The following is an 18,972-nucleotide window of genomic DNA, read 5'->3' as shown; positions in this document are numbered from 1 at the left end:
GTTGACCTGTTGTGACCGCGATGCTCGATCGCGGAACGGAACGACAGCCGCGCTGTGGCAACACCGCGATCGACTACGCATTATGACCGCCGTCTCACGCTCGGCACGATTCACTAAGCGATAACTCATGTACGAACTGATGCAACAGGAGCGCCCCCGTGTCTGAAGTCCGTTTGGCCGCCGAAGTACGTACCGAGTTCGGCAAGGGTGGCGCTCGCCGTACCCGTCGTTCCGGCAAGATCCCTGCCGTCATCTACGGCCACGGCGCCGACCCCCGGCACGTGTCGTTGCCGGCCCGCGAGTTCGCCCAGGCGATCAAGCGGGGCGGCGGCAACGTGCTGCTGACCCTGACCCTGGACGGCAAGGACCAGCTCACCATTCCCAAGGCCGTCCAGCGGCACCCGATCCGGGGCGACTACGAGCACGTCGACCTGATCGCCGTCCGCCGGGGTGAGCGGGTCACCATCGACGTTCCGCTGGTGGTCGTCGGCGACGTCGCCCCCGGCGCCATGCTGGGCCAGGAGCACACCACGGTCCAGGTCGAGGCCGAGGCCACCCACCTGCCCACCGAGATCGAGGTCTCGGTCGAGGGCCTGGACACGGGCGCGCACATCACCGCCGGCGACCTCAAGCTGCCGGCCGGCTCGACGCTGGTGACCGACGCCGAGACGCTGCTGCTCAACGTCAGCACCGCGCCGACCGCCGAGGACATCGAGGCCGACACCGCCGAGGCGATCGCCGACCTGGGCATCGTCGAGGAGCCCTCCGACGCCGACGTGGCCGCGGCTGCCGAAGAGGCTGCCGAGGAAGCCAAGGACGACGAGACCTCGGACAAGGAGTAACGCCTGCCGCCCACCGGCGGCACTGGTTTCAGCTAGGGGCCCGGGACTGCCATGACTGACGAGCGCTTTCTCATCGTCGGGCTCGGCAACCCGGGCCCTCGCTATGCCGTCACCCGGCACAACGCCGGCTTTCTGGTGGCCGACGAGCTGGCCGCCCGGATCGGCGGGTCCTTCAAGGCCCACAAGGGCCGGGCCGATGTCGTCGAGGGCCGGCTGGCCGGGCAGGCCGTGGTGCTGGCCAAGCCGAAGTCCTACATGAACGAGTCCGGCGGTCCGATCGTGGCGATCAGCCGGTTCTACAAGGTCGACGTCACTCGAATGGTCGTGATCCACGACGAGCTCGACCTGCCCTTCGGCGGCCTGCGGCTCAAGCGCGGCGGCGGCGAGGGCGGCCACAACGGACTGAAGTCCGCCAGCTCGGCTCTGGGGTCCAAGGAGTACCTGCGGGTCCGCTTCGGGATCGGCCGGCCGCCCGGACGCCAGGATCCGGCTGACTACGTGCTGCGCGAGTGGGCCGCGGCCGAGCGCAAGGAGCTCGGGTTCCTGATCGACCGGGCCGCCGACGCGGTCGAGACGCTGATCGGCAAAGGGCTGGAAGCGGCCCAGAACGAGTTCAACTCCTGAGCGGCCGCCCCGTGCGCTAGCGTCCACGCCGCAACCGTTGGACGGGGATGGTCGAAGGCGTGCCCGAAGGGGACGCCCGCAAAGGAGAGCGATGAGAGCCAGCCTCGCAGTGCTGACCGCCGTGCTGAGCGGCCTGGCCGCCACCGTGGTGAGCGTCGCGGCGCCGCCGCTGGCCCGTCCCGCCGAGGCGGCCGGCCAGCCGAACCAGGTCATCACGGTGCAGGCCGCGAGTTCCACGTCCACCACCGCGCGGCTGGAGCTGTGGCAGCGTTCCAGCCTCGGCGGTTTCTGGCGCGCGGCCGGCCCGGTCACCGCCTATGTCGGCCGCAGCGGCGTCGGGCAGACCCGCGAGGGCCTGGGACGGACGCCGGCCGGCGTGTTCGGCCTCACCCAGGCCTTCGGCAACCAGCCCAACAACGGCACCAAGCTGCCTTACTTCCAGGCCGGTCGGAACGACTGGTGGAACGGCAACGTCTACTCACCGGTCTACAACACCCATGTGGTGCAGTCCTATTCGCCCGGCGGGGCGAGTGAGAACCTCTACACCATGGGCCCGGTGTACGCCCACGCCGTCGTGATCGACTACAACCGCTTCCCGGTGGTGCCCGGCGCCGGCTCGGCCTTCTTCCTGCACATCGACAACGGCCGGCCGACCGCGGGCTGCGTGGCGGTCTCATCGGCCTCGCTGGACTCGATCATGCGCTGGTTGAACCCCGCCGCGAATCCGGTGATCTCGATCGGCGTGGGCAGCCAGGCCACCAGCATCATCACCAAGGCCAACGCCGCCGCGGCGCTGCACAACCCAAAGGGCTACCTGGACTCGGCGACCGGTGGCCGGGGCAGCGTCCGGGCCACCGGCTGGGCCGTCGACCCTGACCTGCCGACCTATCCGGTGAAACTCGACGTCTATATTGACGGCCGGATGCGGGGCCGGTTCAGCACCGGGGTGGCCCGGCCGGACGTGGCCGCCGCGTTGCGGGCCGGCCCCAACCAGGGCTTCGCGATCACGGTGGGCAGCGTGGCCCGTGGCGCCCACACCGTCTGCGTCTACGCGCTGAACCTGCGGCTGGGGACCGGCAACCCGCGGATCGGCTGTCGGACGGTCACCGTCGGCTGAGAAAGCCGCTATCCGAGACCGGCGTCTCGCGCTACGCTGCCCATCCTGGACATACGGGGTGAATCAGCTGGAGCAAGCCATGACACGTCGCACCCCTCTCGCCCGATCGCTGGTGCTGGCCGCCATCGCCGTCAGCACTCTGACGGTGTCGCCGGCCGGCACGGCCTCGGCAGGCCCGATCCCTGATCCGTATACCCAATACCAGGTGACCAGCTACCACTACGGCAGCAGGTCGGGCGAGGTGATCGGCCAGTACGCCCACGCCGGACCGTGCGGCGAAGCGTTCTGGTGGGGCGAGACCTCGCGTTACACCACCACCAGCTGGGTCACCTGCCCCTAGCTAGCCGAGCCGGTCAGTTCCTTCCTGCCCGGCTGAGCAGCCTGGCTAGACCCGGGCGGTCCGCAGCTCGTGATCGAGCAGCCAGCGCTTGGCGGAGAAGCCGCCGGCGTAGCCGATCAGCTTGCCGTCGCTGCCCACCACCCGGTGGCACGGAACGATGATCGAGATCGGGTTGCGGCTGTTGGCCGAGCCGACCGCCCGGACCGCCTTGGGGTTGCCGACCTCCTCGGCGACCTCGCGGTAGGTCAGCGTGGAGCCGTAGCGGATCTGGCGCAGCGCCTGCCACACCGCGCGCTGGAAGGCGGTGCCGCGGGGGTTCAGCGGCAGGTCGAAGTCATCGCGCTGACCGGCGAAGTACTCCTCGAGCTGGGCGCGGGCCTGAGCGAACTCGGCGTCGTCCCGCTCGCCGAGGTCGGTGGGCTTGCGGCCGTGCTGGTCGGTGTACAGGCCGGTGAGCGCCCGGCCGTCGCCGGTCAGCAGCAGCGGGCCCAGCGGTGAGTCGACATAGCTGTGCACGACGTAGCTGGAAGTGACCTGGCTGGAAATCATGTGCCGTCCTTCATAGGTGGGAACTTAGCTGGAAGTCCTTGTGCGATAGGGGTGTTTGGTCCGCTGGAAGCGGGTGGACGTCCTGCAGGCTGGCCCACAGGTGATGTGTCAGGTAGCTGCGCCAGGGCGCGGTGGCGACCGGGTCGAGCGCACCGGTCAGGCGGGCCCGGGCCTGCCGGACACCGAGGTCCGAGCCCAGGTAGACGTCCGGGTCGCCGAGCGCGCGGATCAGCAGGTAGTCCGCGGTCCACGGGCCGATGCCGGGCAGCCGCAACAGCGCCGCCCGGGTCTCGGTCCGATCCGAGCCGGCGCCCAGCACCAGGCTCCCGTCGGCCATCGCGGCTGCCAGCCCGACCAGGGTGCGACCGCGGGTCCGGGGCATCGGCAACGACGCCGGGTCCAGGCCCGCGATCACCGCGGGCTCGGGGAACAGCCGCCAGTCCGGGCTGGAGTCGAAGGCCGGCGCACCATGTTCGGCCACCAGCCGGCTGAGCACGGTGCGCGCGCTGGCCACCGACACCTGCTGGCCGATGACCGCCCGGACGGCCATCTCGAAACCGTCCACGGCGCCCGGTGAGCGCAGTCCCGGCCGCCGGGTGACCAGGCCGGTCAGCGCGGGTTGGCCGGCCAGCACCTCGTCCACCGCCTGCGGGTCGGCGTCGAGGTCCAGCAGCCGCCGGACCCGGGCCACCGCGGCGGCCAGATCCCGGTGGTCGACCAGCCGCAGCCGGGCGGCGACGTAGCCGGTGGCGGGGGTGAGCGACACCAGGCCGGCCCCGTGCGGCAGCCGCAGCGTCCTGCTCAGGGTGCTGCCGTCGTAGCTCTCCAGCCCGCTGACCGCCCGGCCGGCCAGGAAGCCCAAGGTGGCCGCGGCATCCATCGGGGCGCGGTAGGCCAGCCGCAGCTCGATCGCCCCGGGCTCCCCGCGCGGCCCGATACGGGTGGCCCGCAACTGGCTGGGGGTGCTGGCGAAGACCTCTCGGATGGTGTCGTTGAACTGCCGGATGCTGGCGAAGCCGGCCGCGAAGGCGATCTCCGATGCCGCCAGGTCGGTGTTCTCCAGCAGGATGCGCGCGGTCTGGGCGCGCTGGGCCCGGGCCAGCGCCAGCGGCGGCGCTCCCAGCGCGGCCACCAGGGCGCGGCTGAGCTGGCGTTCTGAGTAGCCCAGCTCGCGGGCCAGCCCGGCGACCCCGTCGCGGTCTATCACCCCGTCGGCGATCAGCCGCACCGCGCGGCCGGCCAGGTCGGCCCGGCTGTTCGAGTCCGCCGAGCCCGGGGTGGCGTCGGGCCGGCACATCTTGCAGGCCCGGAAGCCGGCCCGCTGGGCGGCCGCCGAGCTGGGGTAGAAGCCGACGTTGCGCCGGTGCGGCGTGCGGGCCGAGCAGGACGGCCGGCAGTAGATCCCGGTGGTCCGCACACCGGTGTAGAACGTCCCGTCGAAGCGGGCGTCCCGGCTGCGCACCGCGCGGTAGGCGGCGTCCTCGTCGATCGGCACGGCACCAGTCTGCCGCGCCTCCGGCCATCTGACTGGCGGTTTTCGGACATGGCGTTTTCCGGCCCGGTCCCGGGCTCAGCCGGTGTTGCGCAGGCCGGCCGCGACGCCGTTCATGGTGAGCAGCAGCGCCCGGCGCAGCTGCTCGGCGGCGTCCTGGCCGCCGGCCGGCGTGCCGTCCTCACCGGAGCGGACCCGGGACAGCAGGTCGACCTGGGCGTAGGAGATCGGGTCCAGATAGGCGTCCCGCACGCTCAGCGTCCGCTGCAGCAAGGGCTGGTCATCGAGCAGGAACTGCTCCCCGGTGACCCGCAGCACCTCATCGACGGTGAGCTCGTGCTCGGCCTTGACCAGCTCGAACAGCCGGCGCAGCTCGGCCGGCACCAGGGTCGAGACGTAGTGCGAGGCGACCTCCAGGTCCGTCTTGGACAGCGTCATCTCGACGTTGGAGATGAAGGTCCGGAAGAAGTGCCAGTTGGCGTGCATGTCTGCCAGCGCCTCCGCCAGGCCGGCCTCGCGAGCCGCGCGGAGCCCGGAGCCGACTCCGAACCAGCCCGGCACGATCTGGCGGGACTGGGTCCAGCCGAACACCCAGGGAATCGCGCGCAGGCCCGAGATGCCGCCACCCGAGTCGGGCCGCCGGGCCGGTCGGGAGCCGATGTTGAGCGAGCCGAGCTGCTCGACCGGCGTGGAGGCGAGGAAGTAGGCGGGCAGGCCCGGGTCATCGACGAACCTGCGGTAGGTGGTGAAGGCCGCCTCGCTGACCAGCTCCATGGTGTGGTCCCAGGTCTGCAGCTGGTCGGGCCGCTGGCGCGGCGCCAGGTGCAGCGTCGAGGCCCGCAGCACCGCGGCCACGGTCAGTTCCAGGTTCTCCCTGGCAAGTTCGGGAAGGGAGTACTTGTCGCTGATCACCTCGCCCTGCTCGGTGAACTTGATCTCGCCGGCCAGCACCCCCCAGGGCTGGGCCAGGATCGAGTCGTAGGTGGGGCCGCCGCCGCGGCCGACGGTCCCGCCGCGGCCGTGGAAGAGCCGCAGCCGCACCCCGTGCCGGGCCGCGACGTCGCGCAGCGTGCGCTGGGCCTTGTGGATCTCCCACTGGGAGGTGGTGATGCCGGCGTCCTTGTTGGAGTCGGAATAGCCCAGCATCACCTCCTGCACGTCACCGCGAAGCCGGACGATCAGCCGGTAGGTCGGATCCGAGAGCAGCTCGTCGAGCACCTCACCGCTGTGGCGCAGCTCCTCGACGGTCTCCAGCAGCGGCACGAAGCCGATCCGGGCCACCGGCCGCTGGCCGCCGTCGGACTCCTCCCTCCCGGTGCCGTGCAGGTCGACCAGGCCGGCCTCGCGGGCCAGCACCACGGCGGCCAGCACGTCATCGGCGCCCATCGTCATCGACACGATGTAACTCTCGATCACCTCGACGCCGTAGGTGTCCAGCGCCTGGCGGATCTCGGTGAAGACGGCGAAGGTCTTGGCGCCGGCCGGGTCCAGCGGCGGCGGGGTCTGAGCCAGTGGCCGGCGGGAGGCCAGCTCCTTGGACAGCAGCCGGCGGCGGTAGTCGCGCGGCAGGTCGGCGTAGAGCCAGTGCTCCTCCTTGAGCCGGTCGATGAGCTGGCCGACCGCGTGGTGGTGGGCATCGGCGTGCTCGCGGATGTCCAGGGTGGCCAGGTGCAGCCCGAAGATCGAGATGGTGCGCTGGACCCGGGCGAGCAGGCCGTCGGCGATCAGGCCGCCGGAGTTCTGCCGCAGCGAGGCGGCGATCAACCGGAGCTCGGCCAGCAACTCCGCCCGGCCGAGGTAGTCACGGCCGGGCACGTGCCGGCTGCCGGCGTCGATCCGCTGCCGGGTGTTGACGATCTTGTGCCGGATGCAGGACAGCTTGAGCCGGTACGGCTCGGTCTCGTTCACCACCCGGACCCGGGGGTCCAGTTCGGGCAGGTTGGCCAGGTCGGTGTCGATCGAGGACAGCAGCTCCGGCGACACCCCGACGATCGAGCTGGAAGAGGACAGCTCGCCGATCAGCGCGTCGATCTCGGCCAGCGCCGAACGGGCGGCCACGTGATGCTGCAGCCGCAGCACCTCGTTGGTGACCGCCGCGGTGACGTTGGGGTTGCCGTCCCGGTCACCGCCTATCCAGGACCCGAAGGTCAGCGGCCGGGCGTCGGTGTCCAGCTCGGCGCCGTGGCGGGCCAGCTCGGCGGCCAGGTCACTGGTGAAATCAGGCACCGTCTCATCGATCAGCTCCTGCAGGTAGTACACCGCGTTGCGGGCCTCGTCCACCGGGGTGGGCTGGTGCCGGCGCAGCTCGTCGGTCTGCCAGATCAGATCGATGATCTCGGCCAGGTTGCGGTCCTGGCGCTCCCGCGCGCCGGTGCCGGGCTCGGTCGGGTCGGCCAGCACGTCGGCCAGCCGGCGTAGCTTGCTCAGGATGGACCGGCGGCTGGCCTCGGTCGGGTGCGCGGTGAACACCGGACGCACGGCCAGCGCGTGCACCGCCTGGCTCAGCCCCGTGGGCCCGGACTTGGCCGCGACCGCGGCCACCGCGCTGGCCAACCAGCCCTGCTCGGCCGGCCGGTCCCGCAGGCTGCGCACCCGGTGCACCTGTTCGGCGACGTTGGCCAGGTGGAAGTAGGCCGAGAACGCCCGCACCAGAGCCGAGGCGGTCTCGACCGGCAGCCCGGCGAGCAGTGACCGGACCTCGTCGCGAGCCGCGTTGCGATCCTCGATCCGGGCTGCCTCCTTGCTCTGCTTGGTCAGCGCCCGGACCCGCTCCACCAGTTCGAGCAGGGCCGGGCCGTGCTGGCGGACCAGCGAGTCGCCCAGCAGCTGGCCGACCCGCCGGACGTCCCGGCGCAGGGGTGTGTCGTCGTCGGTCGTCCGGATGTGGGAAGGAAAGTCGAAGGCGGTGCGCGTGGTCACCCCCCAATCCTTACCCATCGTCGCTCCGAATGACCCGACGGACGGTCACCTGCCGGTGAAGGGCAATCTGCGAGGCTTACGGTAACTGTCCGCAGACACCTGATTACCGTGAGCACAACTATTGCCGATAGGATAAAAATGCATAAACTTTTGACGAATTTAGCGCTTCCCAAACGCCCACTTCACGGACTATAAACGTGAGGTTACAGGCGTCGATCGGGGGACGACGGCAGGTATCGAGCGACCCCCGGTATGCGTCTTATGCGTAGTCGAGGAGTCACCCGGACAACAGACTCCGGTGGCGCATGGGGGATTCGCAGGTGGTTCGGACCGCCTGCCGCAAACGGGGGACAGATGTTCACTTCGGACCTAGGGGCCGTGGCTGAGGACGATGACGACTCCTCAGCTCGAGGCCGGCTGGCGGTTGCCGGTGCAACGCCGTCGGCGCTTGCCCCGGTAGCCGGCCAGGACCGCCCCGGCCAGGACCGTGCCCAGGTGAGCACCACCCTCTCCGAGAGCCCGCAGCCGCCGGTGATCGCGGGCTGGACCGATGCCGGCGCGACCGAGCCGGCTCCCGAGGACTCCGGCGTCCTGCGCCGCTCCCGCTGGCTCGGCAAGTACCAGCGCGGCCTGGTCGTCACCGACCTGGCTGCCGCCTGGGTCGCCATCGCGATCGCCTACCTGCTGCGGTTCGGCGCGAGTGCCTCCGCGCCGTTGAACGTGCTGGCGGCCGTCGTGCTGCCGCTGGGCTGGATCGCCCTGATCGCGGTCAACCACGGTTACGGAGGGCGGCTCGTCGGAGTCGGCGCCGCCGAGTTCCAGAAGATCTTCCGCGCCTTCCTGCACCTGACCGCGCTGATCGCGTTCGCCTCCTTCGTGACCAATGCCCAGCTGGCTCGCGGCTTCGTGCTGCTGGCCCTGCCGCTGGCGCTGTGCCTGAACCTGATGGCTCGCTACGCCGCCCGCAAGTGGCTGCACGCCCAGCGCGCCCGCGGCCGGGCGATGAAGTACGTGCTGCTGGTCGGTGACGCCGAGGCCATCAGCAGTTTCACCGAGGTGCTGCGCCGGGACCTGCACGCGGGCTTGCGAGTGGTCGGCGCCTGCGTTCCGTCCGAGGCGATCGCCGACATGCGGACCATCGACACCCTGGGCGAGGCCGAGGTGCCACTGCTCGGAGACGTCGACTCGATCGTCAGCGCGGTGCGGCTCAGTGGCGCCGACACGGTGGCCGTGGTGTCCTCCGGCGCGGTCGGGCCCGAGAAGCTCCGCTGGGTGTCCTGGCAGCTGGAGGGCAGCTCGACCGACCTGGTGGTCTCACCCGGGCTGACCGAGGTGGCCGGCCCGCGGCTGCACATCGTGCCGGTGGCCGGGTTGCCGCTGCTGCACGTGGAGGAGCCGAAGTTCACCGGCTTCCGCCGGGTGCTCAAGGGCGCCTTCGACCGCAGCATGGCGGGTGTGGCGCTGTTGCTGCTCGCCCCGCTGTTCCTGGCGCTGGCGCTGGCGGTCCGGCTGACCAGCTCCGGGCCCGCGCTGTTCCGCCAGGTTCGGGTGGGCCGGGCCGGCAGCACCTTCGTGATGCTGAAGTTCCGGTCGATGTACGCCGACGCCGAGGAGCGGCTGGCCAGCCTGCGGGAGCAGAGCGACCACGGCGACGGCGTGCTGTTCAAGATGAAAGAGGACCCCAGGATCACCCGGGTCGGCAAGTTCCTGCGCAAGTACTCCCTGGACGAGCTGCCGCAGCTGATCAACGTGCTGCTCGGCACGATGTCCCTGGTCGGCCCCCGCCCGCCGCTGCCGCTGGAGGTCGCGCGCTACGAGGACCACGTGCACCGCCGGCTGCTGGTCAAGCCGGGCCTGACCGGGCTCTGGCAGGTCAGCGGGCGCAGTGACCTGAGCTGGGACGAGTCGGTCCAGCTGGACCTGCGCTACGTCGAGAACTGGTCCCTCGGCGAGGACCTGTTCATCCTCTGGAAGACGGCACGGGCTGTAGCAGCCGGCTCCGGAGCGTACTGAGCCCGTAACGCTCGGTAACCGTGGTTTAGCCTTGCAAAATAAGGCTATTATCAATTCATTCCAGCTTTACAGCACGCGTGCCGTCGGCTAGCCTTGAGGCAGTTCTTAGCACGGATTTTACTAGCGCCTCTGAGTCCATGAGTAGCGCGAGGCTGATCTGGCCGCCGCTGGCGCCGGTCAGCCTGATTGTCAGCGAGACCGCAGTCATCGCGGCCTTTCAGGTTGGGGAATACATGCTCAGCAGTGGCAACGTCCAGGCCCGGTCCGGCTCGCTGTCCCGGCGCGCCCGCGCCCTGCTGGGCACCGTGGTGCTGGCCACCGGCGTGCTCGCCGGCGGCCTCGCCGACGCCCCCGCGGCCGCCGCGGCCACCCCGGCCTCAGCGCTGGACGGATCGCAGTCCTCGCTGGCCGCGCCGTCGTGCTGGTCCATCAAGCAGCTCAAGCCCGCCAGCGCCAACGGCGTCTACTGGCTCCAGACCACCCAGCTCATCGCGCCGGAGCAGTTCTACTGCGACATGACCACCGACGGCGGCGGCTGGGTGCTGGTCGGGCGCGGCCGGGAGGGCTGGACCTGGGCCCACGGCGGCCAGGGCAGCGTCGCAACGCTGCGCAACACCCCGACCGGCACCGGCGCGTTCGCTCCCGCGGCGCTGCCCGCGGCCACCGTGCAGGGATTGCTGGGCGGCGGCCGGGTCGACGCCCTGACCGACGGCATCAGGGTCCGCCGGGCCACCGACCTCAACGGGACCACCTACCAGGAGATGCGGATCGCGGCCTCCGACCGTTCCGACTGGAGCTGGGCGTTCGGGGGCGGCGTGCTGTTCTCCAACATGAAGGTCAACGGAACCAACTACGGGGCGGGCGGCACCCACTCGTGGGCCAGCGAGAGCAAGGAGCAGGGCCTGCTGCGGCTGACCACCAGCGAGTCCTCCACCCACAACTACAAGATGGGCTGGTCCTACGGCAACCAGATCGCGGGCCAGAACAACACCACCAGCTACCTGTGGCAGTACACCACTGAGAAGTCGGCGCTGCCGTTCACCCAGGTGTTCATCCGTCCCAAGCTGACCACGGCCGGCTTCCAGCCGATCCCGGCCGAGGGGCTGCCGGCCAGCACGGTGCGCCCGCTGGCCTCCTCGACGACCTCGCTCAACACCCCGTGGGGTGTCACCGGCATCCTCGGCGCGGTCAGCGAGCTGAACATGGAGGTCGAGTCGTTCGCTCAGATCGGCGACGTCATGTACGTCGGCGGCGGCTTCCAGCGGGTTCAGAAAGGCGCCACCCCGGCAGCTGCCGACAACATCGCCCAGCCCTGGTTGGCCGGCTTCAACGTCAACACCGGCGAGTGGCTGTCCAGCTTCCGGCCCCAGCTGAACGGCATGGTCTGGGACCTGCAGGCCACCCCTGACGGAAAGCTGGTGGTCGGCGGCGAGTTCACCACGGTCAACGGCGCCTTCGGCGTCAACGGCCTCACCCAGCTCGACCCGATCACCGGCGCGACGGTGGCCGGCTGGACCGCGAAGGTCGACTACGTCACCACCGACACCAACGTCGCCTTCCAGGTCAAGGCCATCGACTACCAGGACGGCTACCTCTACATCGGCGGCCGGTTCAACCGGGTCACCGGTGGGGTGCCGCTCACCGGCCCGGTCACGGTAGCCCGCGCCGCCCGGCTTCGGGCCACCGACGGTAGGCCTGACGGCGCCTGGAAGCCGCACTTCGACGGCTCGATCGTCGAGCTCGACGCCAGCGCCCAGGGCGACCGGGTCTACTTCGCCGGCTACTTCAACAACGTCAACGGGGTGGCCTCGCCGAACCACGGGGTCATCAGCACCGCCACCGGCGCCGCCTCGGTCACCGGCCTGGCGCCGTTCCAGCCGAGCATCGGCTCCGGCACCAACACCTACCAGCAGGCCGTCAAAGAGGACGGTGGCAACGTCTGGGTGGGCGGCTCACAGCACGTCCTGAGCCAGTACGACCGGGGCAACTTCGCGTTGAAGAGGTCGCACATCACCAGGTCCGGCGGTGACTTCCAGACCATCGGGGTCCACGACGGCGTGGTCTATGCCAGCTGTCACTGCGGCAACTACAACTACTCCGACACCCTGAACTACGACGCCACCACGATCACCACCGCCAAGGACGTGCACAACATCAGGTACATCGCGGCCTGGGACAGGGTGACCGGTGAGTACCTGCCCGACTTCTACCCGAGCGCGCTGGGCACCCGCTCCGGCATCGGCGGCTGGGAGCTGACTCCTGACTCCAACGGCTGCATGTGGTTCGGCGGTGACTTCACCCGGGGCTCCTACCACGGCACCGGCTACCAGTGGCTCGGCGGCTTCGGCAAGTTCTGCCAGCGCGACACCACCGCGCCGACCACGCCGACCAACCTGCGCTCCAGCACCGACCCGACCGGGCTCAAGCTGGCCTGGAACGCCGCAGGAGACAACGCCGGCTCGGTTCGCTACGAGGTGCTGCGCGATGACCGGGTGATCGTCTCCACCAACAGCCTGTCCTACGTCGACACCACCGGCTCGGTGCCCGCCGACTACTGGGTGCGCGCTGTCGACACCGGCGGCAACCGGTCGGCCACCTCGAACAAGCTGAGCGTGCAGGGTCCCGACACCGTCGCGCCGACCGCCGCCATCACCAGCCCGGCCAACGGCGCCTCGGTGTACGGCCAGGTCACGGTGACCGCGACCGCCACGGATGACCAGACGGTCGCCGCGGTGGACCTGCTGGTGGACGGCACCCTCCTCGCCTCGGACTCGGGCGCTCCGTACAGCTTCACCTGGTCGGCCACCGCGGCCGGCAGCCACACCCTGCAGGCGCGGGCCCGCGACGGCGTGGGCAACACCGGGACCTCGGCGACGGTGACGGTGACCGTGCCGGCTGACACCACCGCGCCGAGCGCGCCGGGCACGCCGAGCAGCAACGGGGTGACCACCACGTCGGCGACGCTGAGCTGGGCGGCGGCCACCGATGACCGCGGCGTGACCGGCTACCAGGTGCTGCGCGACGGCGTGCAGGTCGGCCAGAGCGCCGGACTGAGCTGGAGCGACACCGGCCTGACTCCGGGGGCCACCTACAGCTACACCGTCCGGGCGGTGGACGCGGCGGGCAACGTCGGCCCCGAGAGCGCTTCGGTGTCGGTGACCACGCTGTCCGAGAGCGCCCCGCTGTTCACCGACGCCTTCGCCGGCGTCGACGGCGCGCCCTGGGCGCCGTCCTGGACGACCGGCGCCGGCACCGGCAGCGCCACCCTGCAGGCCGACGCCGGCCGGCTCGAGGTGACCGATGTGTCCGGGGCGTACAGCAGGGCCCAGCTGACCGGCCTGGCAGTCCAGGCGGACAGCGAGTTGCTGACCTCCTACACCTGGTCCTCGAACACCGCGCTGAGCTACCTCAGCGTGTACCTGCGGGGCTCGGGCGGCTGGCAGAACGCCTACCGGCCGCGCAACGGGTACGGCCTGCAGTTGCAGTCGAACTCGGGCACGGTGACGGTGCAGAAGAACGTCAACAGCATCACCAGCACCGTGCAGTCGGTGGTCGGCGCTCAGGCGGTGACCACTGGCAAGCAGTGGCTGCGGCTGCGGGTGAGCGGTTCGACCATCCAGTTCAAGATCTGGTCCGACGGCACGGCCGAGCCGATCGCCTGGGAGTCCACCGCTACCGACACCAGCGTCACGGCCGCCGGGCAGCTGTTCCTGTCGGTGGTGCGCGGTGGCACCAACGTCGGTGTCAAGTCGGTCTCCTTCGACGACCTGGCCATCCGGGACGGCCAGTAGCGACCAGCCGAACCTGGCAGCGCCGTTAGCGGCGCCTGCGCATCCGCGTGGCCCTGCGCCACGCCGTTGCCCAGCGATGACCGAGTGACCGAAGCCCCTCCTGATCCCAGGAGGGGCTTCGGCGCGTTCTGAGGACGGATGAGGCTGAGTCGCACCCGCCGCGAGCCTCCTCCGACAGTACTTAACAGGTAAGTTACATCACTGTAAGTAACTGGTCGCTGCACCAGCTGGCGCATACGCGCCCCAGTCGCCCATCCATCTGGTACAAGGACAGCATCGCTACGGTCAGTACATCATCAGGCCCCATAAGTACTAGTTCTTGTCTGTTTTTTGAGGGTTTATTGAGGCCATTAGGTCTCTGTAAAAATTACGTACCGTAACCACTTAACTGAAAGGTCACGCTGACGATATTGCGGATAACCGACTACTAGGAGTAATCATGCACCGCCACCACGCAGCGCGCAGAAGCGCAAAGACAAGGTCCTGGGTCGGCGCGTCGCTGGTCGCTCTGGTCGGTGCCGGCGCGGTGACCGCGCTGAACCTGTCCTCGACCACCGCGGTGGCCGGCGCCGCCACCGTCAACCTGGTCGCCAACTCGACGTTCAGCACCGGCACGACCGGGTGGTACACCCGCTCGGGTGGCTCGCTGGCCGTCGTGCCCGGCCACGACGGACACCGGGCGATCCGGCTGCGCAACCAGACCGCCGCCCCCCTCACCCTGGCGCTCAACGACAAGGTGAACACCGTGCGCGCCACCGTGGCCGGTGCGACCTACCAGGCCAGCGCCTGGATCAGGACCGACGCGCCCGGCCTCACCGCCGCGGGCCGCATGATGGAGTACCAGCGACTGCTGTACCGCGGTGAGAAGCGCACCAGCGCCTGGCTGCGCACCACCGGCTGGGTGAAGGTCACTGCCAACTACACCGCCAAGGCCAACCAGAGCACCATCGACTTCAACATCCTCGCCTGGTCGCTGCCCCGGGGTAAGAGCCTGCTGATCAGCCAGCCCAGCCTGACCCTGCTGACCCTGCCGACCCAGCCGGCCCCGGTGAAGAAGCCGGTGCCCGCGCCGACCACCTCGGCCCCGGCTCCGGCTCCGACCACCTCGGCCCCGGCTCCCGCTCCGACCACCTCGGCCCCGGCCCCCGCGCCGACCACCTCGGCCCCGGCCCCTGCGCCGACCACCTCGGCCCCGGCTCCCGCGCCGACCACCTCGGCCCCGGCTCCCACTGGCTACCGGCTGGTCTTCAACGATGACTTCAACACCATCGACCGCGTCAAGTGGAACGTCCGCAACAACTCCTGGGCGCGCAACGAAGAGTCGATCGTCACCTCACGGGCGTCCAACGTCTTCGTCAGCAACGGCGCCTTGACGCTGCGGGCGATCAACGAGAGCTACACCGTCGGCAGCACGACCCGGCAGTACACCTCCGGCTACCTCGACACCATCGGGCGGGGATCCTGGAAGTACGGCCGCTTCGAGATGCGCGCCAAGCTGCCCACCGCCCAGGGGATGTGGCCGGCCTTCTGGCTGCGCAACAACACCACCCTCGGTGAGCTCGACATCATGGAGGCCGTCGGCGGCCGGGTGAACCAGACCGTGCAGACGGTCCACCAGTCCACCAACGGCGACCTGGCCAAGGCCGGACACGAGGACACCCTGCCCAGCGGCGACACCAGCACCTGGCACACCTACTCGGTGGAGCGCCAGCCCGGCTACATGAAGTGGTACGTCGACGGCCGGCTGGTCTTCCACAAGACCCAGTCCCAGCTCACCTGGCTCGACTCGAGCTTCAACGAGCCGATGAACATCCGGCTCAACCTGCAGGTCGGCGGCAGCATGCCGAACTGGTACGGGCTGCCCGTCAAGGGCGCGCCCCTCGGCCAGAGCGACTTCGTGATCGACTACGTGCGGGTTTACCAGCTCGGCTAGCGAGCCGGAGCTAACAGCGATCTAGCTTGTGACATATGCTTTCGTGGTCCCGGTCCGCAGATCCAAGGGCCGGGCCCACGGGGGCAGAAGAATGTGATGGATGACCTGAGATCGGCACAGCACGACAGCGCTCCCGAGGCACCCGAACGCAGGAACGGCCGCTGGCGGCTGGCGGTGGCCGGGCTGGCCGCGCTCGTGCTGGCCACCACGGTGACCGCGGCGTCGATGTTTCGTCAGGAACCCAAACCCGACTGGCAGCTGGTCTGGTCCGATGACTTCAACGGCTCCACCCTCGACCGCTCCAAGTGGGACGCCGAAGACGAGTCCACCTTCGGAGAGGGCAACCTGGAGCTGGCCTGCCTGATGAGCCGTTCGAAGAACGTGGAGGTGGCCGGCGGCATGCTCACCCTGCGAGCCGCCCGGGAGAACCCTCCGGTGATCTGCGGCGACAAGGACTCCCGCTTTCCGGGCGGCCGTTCTTACACCTCGGCGATGCTGAGCACCAAAGGCAAGGCCGCCTGGCATCAGGGCCGGTTCGAGGTCAGGGCCAAGCTGCCGCTGGCCGCCGGCAAGTCCAAGGGCCTGTGGCCCGCGTTCTGGATGCGTCCGGCCAACGGCTCCGGGGACGGCGAGCTCGACATCATGGAGGCGATCGGCACCGGGGACAGCCAGGATCCTGAAGCCGGCTCGGTGCATCACACGCTCTGGTACGACGGAAAGGGCACCTTCACCAAGCAGTCCTACTCCGCCCCGGTCAAGGGTGGTCCGGCCGGCGGATTTCACACCTACGCCGCGGAATGGCAGTCCGGCGTGATGCGGTGGTACATCGACGGGCAACTGACTTTCGAACGCAACCGGAGCAGCGCACCCTGGATAGACGAGGCCTTCGCGGGCGAGTTCTTCCTCAGGCTCAATCTCGCGGTGGGCGGCCGCTGGCCCGGCAGCCCGAACTCCGATACCGAACTTCCGGCTGACATGGTGGTGGACTGGGTGAAGGTGTACCAATGGCGCTGACGAGCACGTCCGGCTGGCGGGGCGAAGCGGCGGTGTGGCCCCTGGTCACCGCGGTGGTCCCCACCATGAACCGCCCGCAACTGCTGGTTCGCGCCGTCCAGTCGGTGATCGATCAGGACTATCCGGGCGAGATCGAGTGCCTGGTGGTCTATGACGGCACCGAGCCGGTCATGCCGGAGGTCCGCCTGAGCGCCGGCCGCACGGTGCAGGTGCTGGTGAACAACCGGACCAAGGGGCTGGCGGGCAACCGCAACACCGGCTACCTCGCCGCCTCCGGTGAGCTGGTGGGCTCCTGCGACGACGATGACGAGTGGCTGCCCGGCAAGCTGCGGGCCCAGGTCGACCTGCTGCGCAAGCACCCCGAGGCCAGCGCCGCGGCGTCGGGTTTCGTCTATCACTACCGCGGCAAGGACATCCCCCGGCTGGCCGAGCTGCCGGCCCTGACGTTCACCGACCTGCTCAACGACCGGCACATCGAGGCCAACGCCTCCACCTACCTGATCCCTCGCGCCGAGCTGCTCGGCGAGATCGGCCTGGTCGACGAGGAGCTGCCAGGCAGCTACGCCGAGGACTACGAGCTGCTGCTACGAGCGGCCCGGCAGGGTCCGATCGTCTGCGTCGAGGAACCCCAGTCCCGGGTGTACCTGCACGACTCGTCCTTCTTCGCCAGCCGCTGGCAGACCATCAACGACGCCCTGGTCTACCTGCTCGACCGGGTGCCGGAGTTCGCGCAGGACCCCAAGGGCCTGGCCCGGATCGAAGGCCAGATCGCGTTCTCCCATGCGGCGCTGGGCAATCGGGCCGCGGCGGCGAAGTGGGCGCTGCGATCACTGCGCAAGTCGCGCCGCGCCCGGCAGAGCTACGCGGCGCTGGTGGTGGCCAGCCGGCTGGTCAGCGCCGACCGAGTGCTGGCCACCGCCCGCCGGTTCGGTCGCGGGATCTGAGCATGAGCAGGCCACTCACCGGCGTCCGGCAACTGCCGGCCTGGCCGGTGTACGCGCTGTTCGCCGGTTTTCCGATCTGGTGGCTGCTGGGCATGGGCGCGTTCGCGGTGATGATCATCGCGATCCCGATGTTCCTGCTGCTGGTGCAGCGCAGGAACGTCGAGATGCCGCCGGTGTTCTGGTTGTGGATCGGCTTCGTGGTCTGGGCGTGCGTGGCCGCGCTCATGCTGAACTCCGGACCGCGCCTGATCGGCTCCGGCGTCCGGATGGGCAACTACATCGGCTCCAGCATCGTCTTTCTCTACATCTACAACGGCCGGGACCGGCTGAACAACCGCGTCGTGCTGCGGGCCCTGGTGCTGCTGTTCGCCTTCGTCGTCATCGGCGGCTACCTCGGGGTGCTGGTGCCGCGCGGGAACTTCTCGACCCTGATGCAGTCGCTGCTGCCCTCGAGCATCGGCAGCAACGAGTACGTCCGCAGCCTGGTGCACCCGACCTTCGCCGAGGTGCAACGGCCCTACGGCTCACCTCGCACCTTCTACCGTCCGAGCGCGCCGTTTCCCTACACCAACAGCTGGGGGTGCAACGTCGCGCTGCTGGTGCCGCTGATGGTCGCCGCGATCATGACGTTCCGGCGGCTGGGCGCCCGGCTGGCGATCGCGGCGCTGCTGGCTGCGGCCTGTGTGCCGGCGTTCGCCACCCTGAACCGGGGGATGTTCCTGGCCCTGGGCCTGGTGCTGGCCTACGCCTCGCTCCGGCTGGCCCTGCGCGGCCGGCTGGTGCCGCTGTCGGTGGTGCTGGGCGGCGCCTCGGTGGGCCTGGTCGTGGCGGTGTCGGCCGGCGTGCTGGCCCGATTGCAGGAGCGGCTGCACTACAGCCGCACCAACCTGGGCCGGCAGACCATCTACCGGGAGGCCTTCGACGGGACGCTGGACTCGCCGGTCTTCGGCCACGGCGCGCCACAGCCATCCCCGACGTTGGACGTGTCCATCGGCACCCAGGGCCAGGTGTGGAACGTCATGTTCAGCTACGGCTTCGTGGCGCTGGCCTTCTTTCTGGGCTGGTTCGCCGTGGTCGTGCTGCAGAGCTGGCGAGCGCGCGGCCAGGCCGACCTGTGGGTGCACGCGACGCTGTTCGTCGCCTTCGCCACCTTCTTCTACTACGGCTATGACGGCATCCAGCTGACGGTGGTGATGACCGCGGCAGCGCTGGCGCTGCGGACCCGCCGGGGTGAGGTGGCCGCCACCAGCGCGCCGAGCCGCCCGCCGGGCCTCGCGCAGCCCGCGCCGGAGCTGCTGGCCGCCCGGTCCTGACCCGGCTTGACTCTGCTTTCTTGCCCGGGTGATGCCGCGTCGCTCGCCATCGTTGGCCGTCCAGCAGGGACGACACGCCGT

At 69.9% G+C, this 18,972-nt stretch carries 13 protein-coding genes; 10 read left to right on the top strand and 3 right to left on the bottom strand.

Annotated elements, in window-relative coordinates; genetic code table 11:
- The first annotated feature begins 158 nt into the window (after positions 1–158).
- From VF557_12575 to VF557_12560, 4 genes are all read left to right on the top strand, one after another.
- Positions 159–842, top strand: a complete 684-nt coding sequence (locus tag VF557_12575) for a 50S ribosomal protein L25/general stress protein Ctc (GenBank protein HEX8081039.1) — start codon at positions 159–161, stop codon at positions 840–842.
- A 51-nt stretch (positions 843–893) separates the two neighbouring features.
- Complete coding sequence (gene pth / locus VF557_12570) at positions 894–1,466, top strand: aminoacyl-tRNA hydrolase (protein HEX8081038.1); 573 nt, start codon at positions 894–896, stop codon at positions 1,464–1,466.
- 91 nt (positions 1,467–1,557) lie between these two features.
- Positions 1,558–2,583 (top strand): L,D-transpeptidase family protein, encoded by a 1,026-nt coding sequence (locus VF557_12565; protein HEX8081037.1) that lies wholly within the window; start codon positions 1,558–1,560, stop codon positions 2,581–2,583.
- A gap of 79 nt (positions 2,584–2,662) precedes the next feature.
- The gene (locus tag VF557_12560; GenBank protein HEX8081036.1) at positions 2,663–2,923 is read left to right on the top strand and encodes a hypothetical protein; all 261 of its coding nucleotides are present in this window, start codon (positions 2,663–2,665) and stop codon (positions 2,921–2,923) included.
- A gap of 45 nt (positions 2,924–2,968) precedes the next feature.
- On the opposite strand, the gene VF557_12555 is transcribed toward VF557_12560, so the two are convergent.
- The 3 genes from VF557_12555 to ppc all read right to left on the bottom strand — a co-directional run bounded on the left by VF557_12555 (position 2,969) and on the right by ppc (position 7,883).
- Entirely contained in the window at positions 2,969–3,472 is a 504-nt protein-coding gene (locus VF557_12555; protein ID HEX8081035.1) for a methylated-DNA--[protein]-cysteine S-methyltransferase, read from the bottom strand.
- Between the two features lie 10 nt (positions 3,473–3,482).
- A complete protein-coding gene (locus tag VF557_12550) occupies positions 3,483–4,967 on the bottom strand; it encodes an AlkA N-terminal domain-containing protein (protein HEX8081034.1) in 1,485 nt (494 codons plus the stop codon).
- Positions 4,968–5,042: 75 nt separating this feature from the next.
- On the bottom strand, positions 5,043–7,883 hold the full coding sequence (ppc, locus tag VF557_12545) for a phosphoenolpyruvate carboxylase (protein ID HEX8081033.1): 2,841 nt from the start codon (positions 7,881–7,883) through the stop codon (positions 5,043–5,045).
- Between the two features lie 495 nt (positions 7,884–8,378).
- Between ppc and VF557_12540 the strand changes: the two genes are divergently transcribed.
- From VF557_12540 to VF557_12515, 6 genes are all read left to right on the top strand, one after another.
- Positions 8,379–9,896: a sugar transferase gene (locus tag VF557_12540; GenBank protein ID HEX8081032.1), complete on the top strand. Its 1,518-nt coding sequence runs from the start codon at positions 8,379–8,381 to the stop codon at positions 9,894–9,896.
- Positions 9,897–10,033: 137 nt separating this feature from the next.
- Positions 10,034–13,687: an Ig-like domain-containing protein gene (locus VF557_12535; protein HEX8081031.1), complete on the top strand. Its 3,654-nt coding sequence runs from the start codon at positions 10,034–10,036 to the stop codon at positions 13,685–13,687.
- Positions 13,688–14,126: 439 nt separating this feature from the next.
- Complete coding sequence (locus VF557_12530; protein HEX8081030.1) at positions 14,127–15,620, top strand: family 16 glycosylhydrolase; 1,494 nt, start codon at positions 14,127–14,129, stop codon at positions 15,618–15,620.
- 96 nt (positions 15,621–15,716) lie between these two features.
- The gene (locus VF557_12525) at positions 15,717–16,634 is read left to right on the top strand and encodes a glycoside hydrolase family 16 protein (GenBank protein ID HEX8081029.1); all 918 of its coding nucleotides are present in this window, start codon (positions 15,717–15,719) and stop codon (positions 16,632–16,634) included.
- Entirely contained in the window at positions 16,625–17,578 is a 954-nt protein-coding gene (locus VF557_12520; GenBank protein HEX8081028.1) for a glycosyltransferase family 2 protein, read from the top strand. Before VF557_12525 ends, VF557_12520 begins: the two co-directional genes overlap by 10 nt.
- A gap of 2 nt (positions 17,579–17,580) precedes the next feature.
- Entirely contained in the window at positions 17,581–18,891 is a 1,311-nt protein-coding gene (locus VF557_12515) for a hypothetical protein (GenBank protein HEX8081027.1), read from the top strand.
- Positions 18,892–18,972: the final 81 nt, after the last annotated feature.

The organism is Jatrophihabitans sp. (assembly GCA_036389035.1).
GTDB lineage: Bacteria > Actinomycetota > Actinomycetes > Mycobacteriales > Jatrophihabitantaceae > Jatrophihabitans_A.
This window is presented reverse-complemented; position numbering and strand designations above follow the sequence as displayed.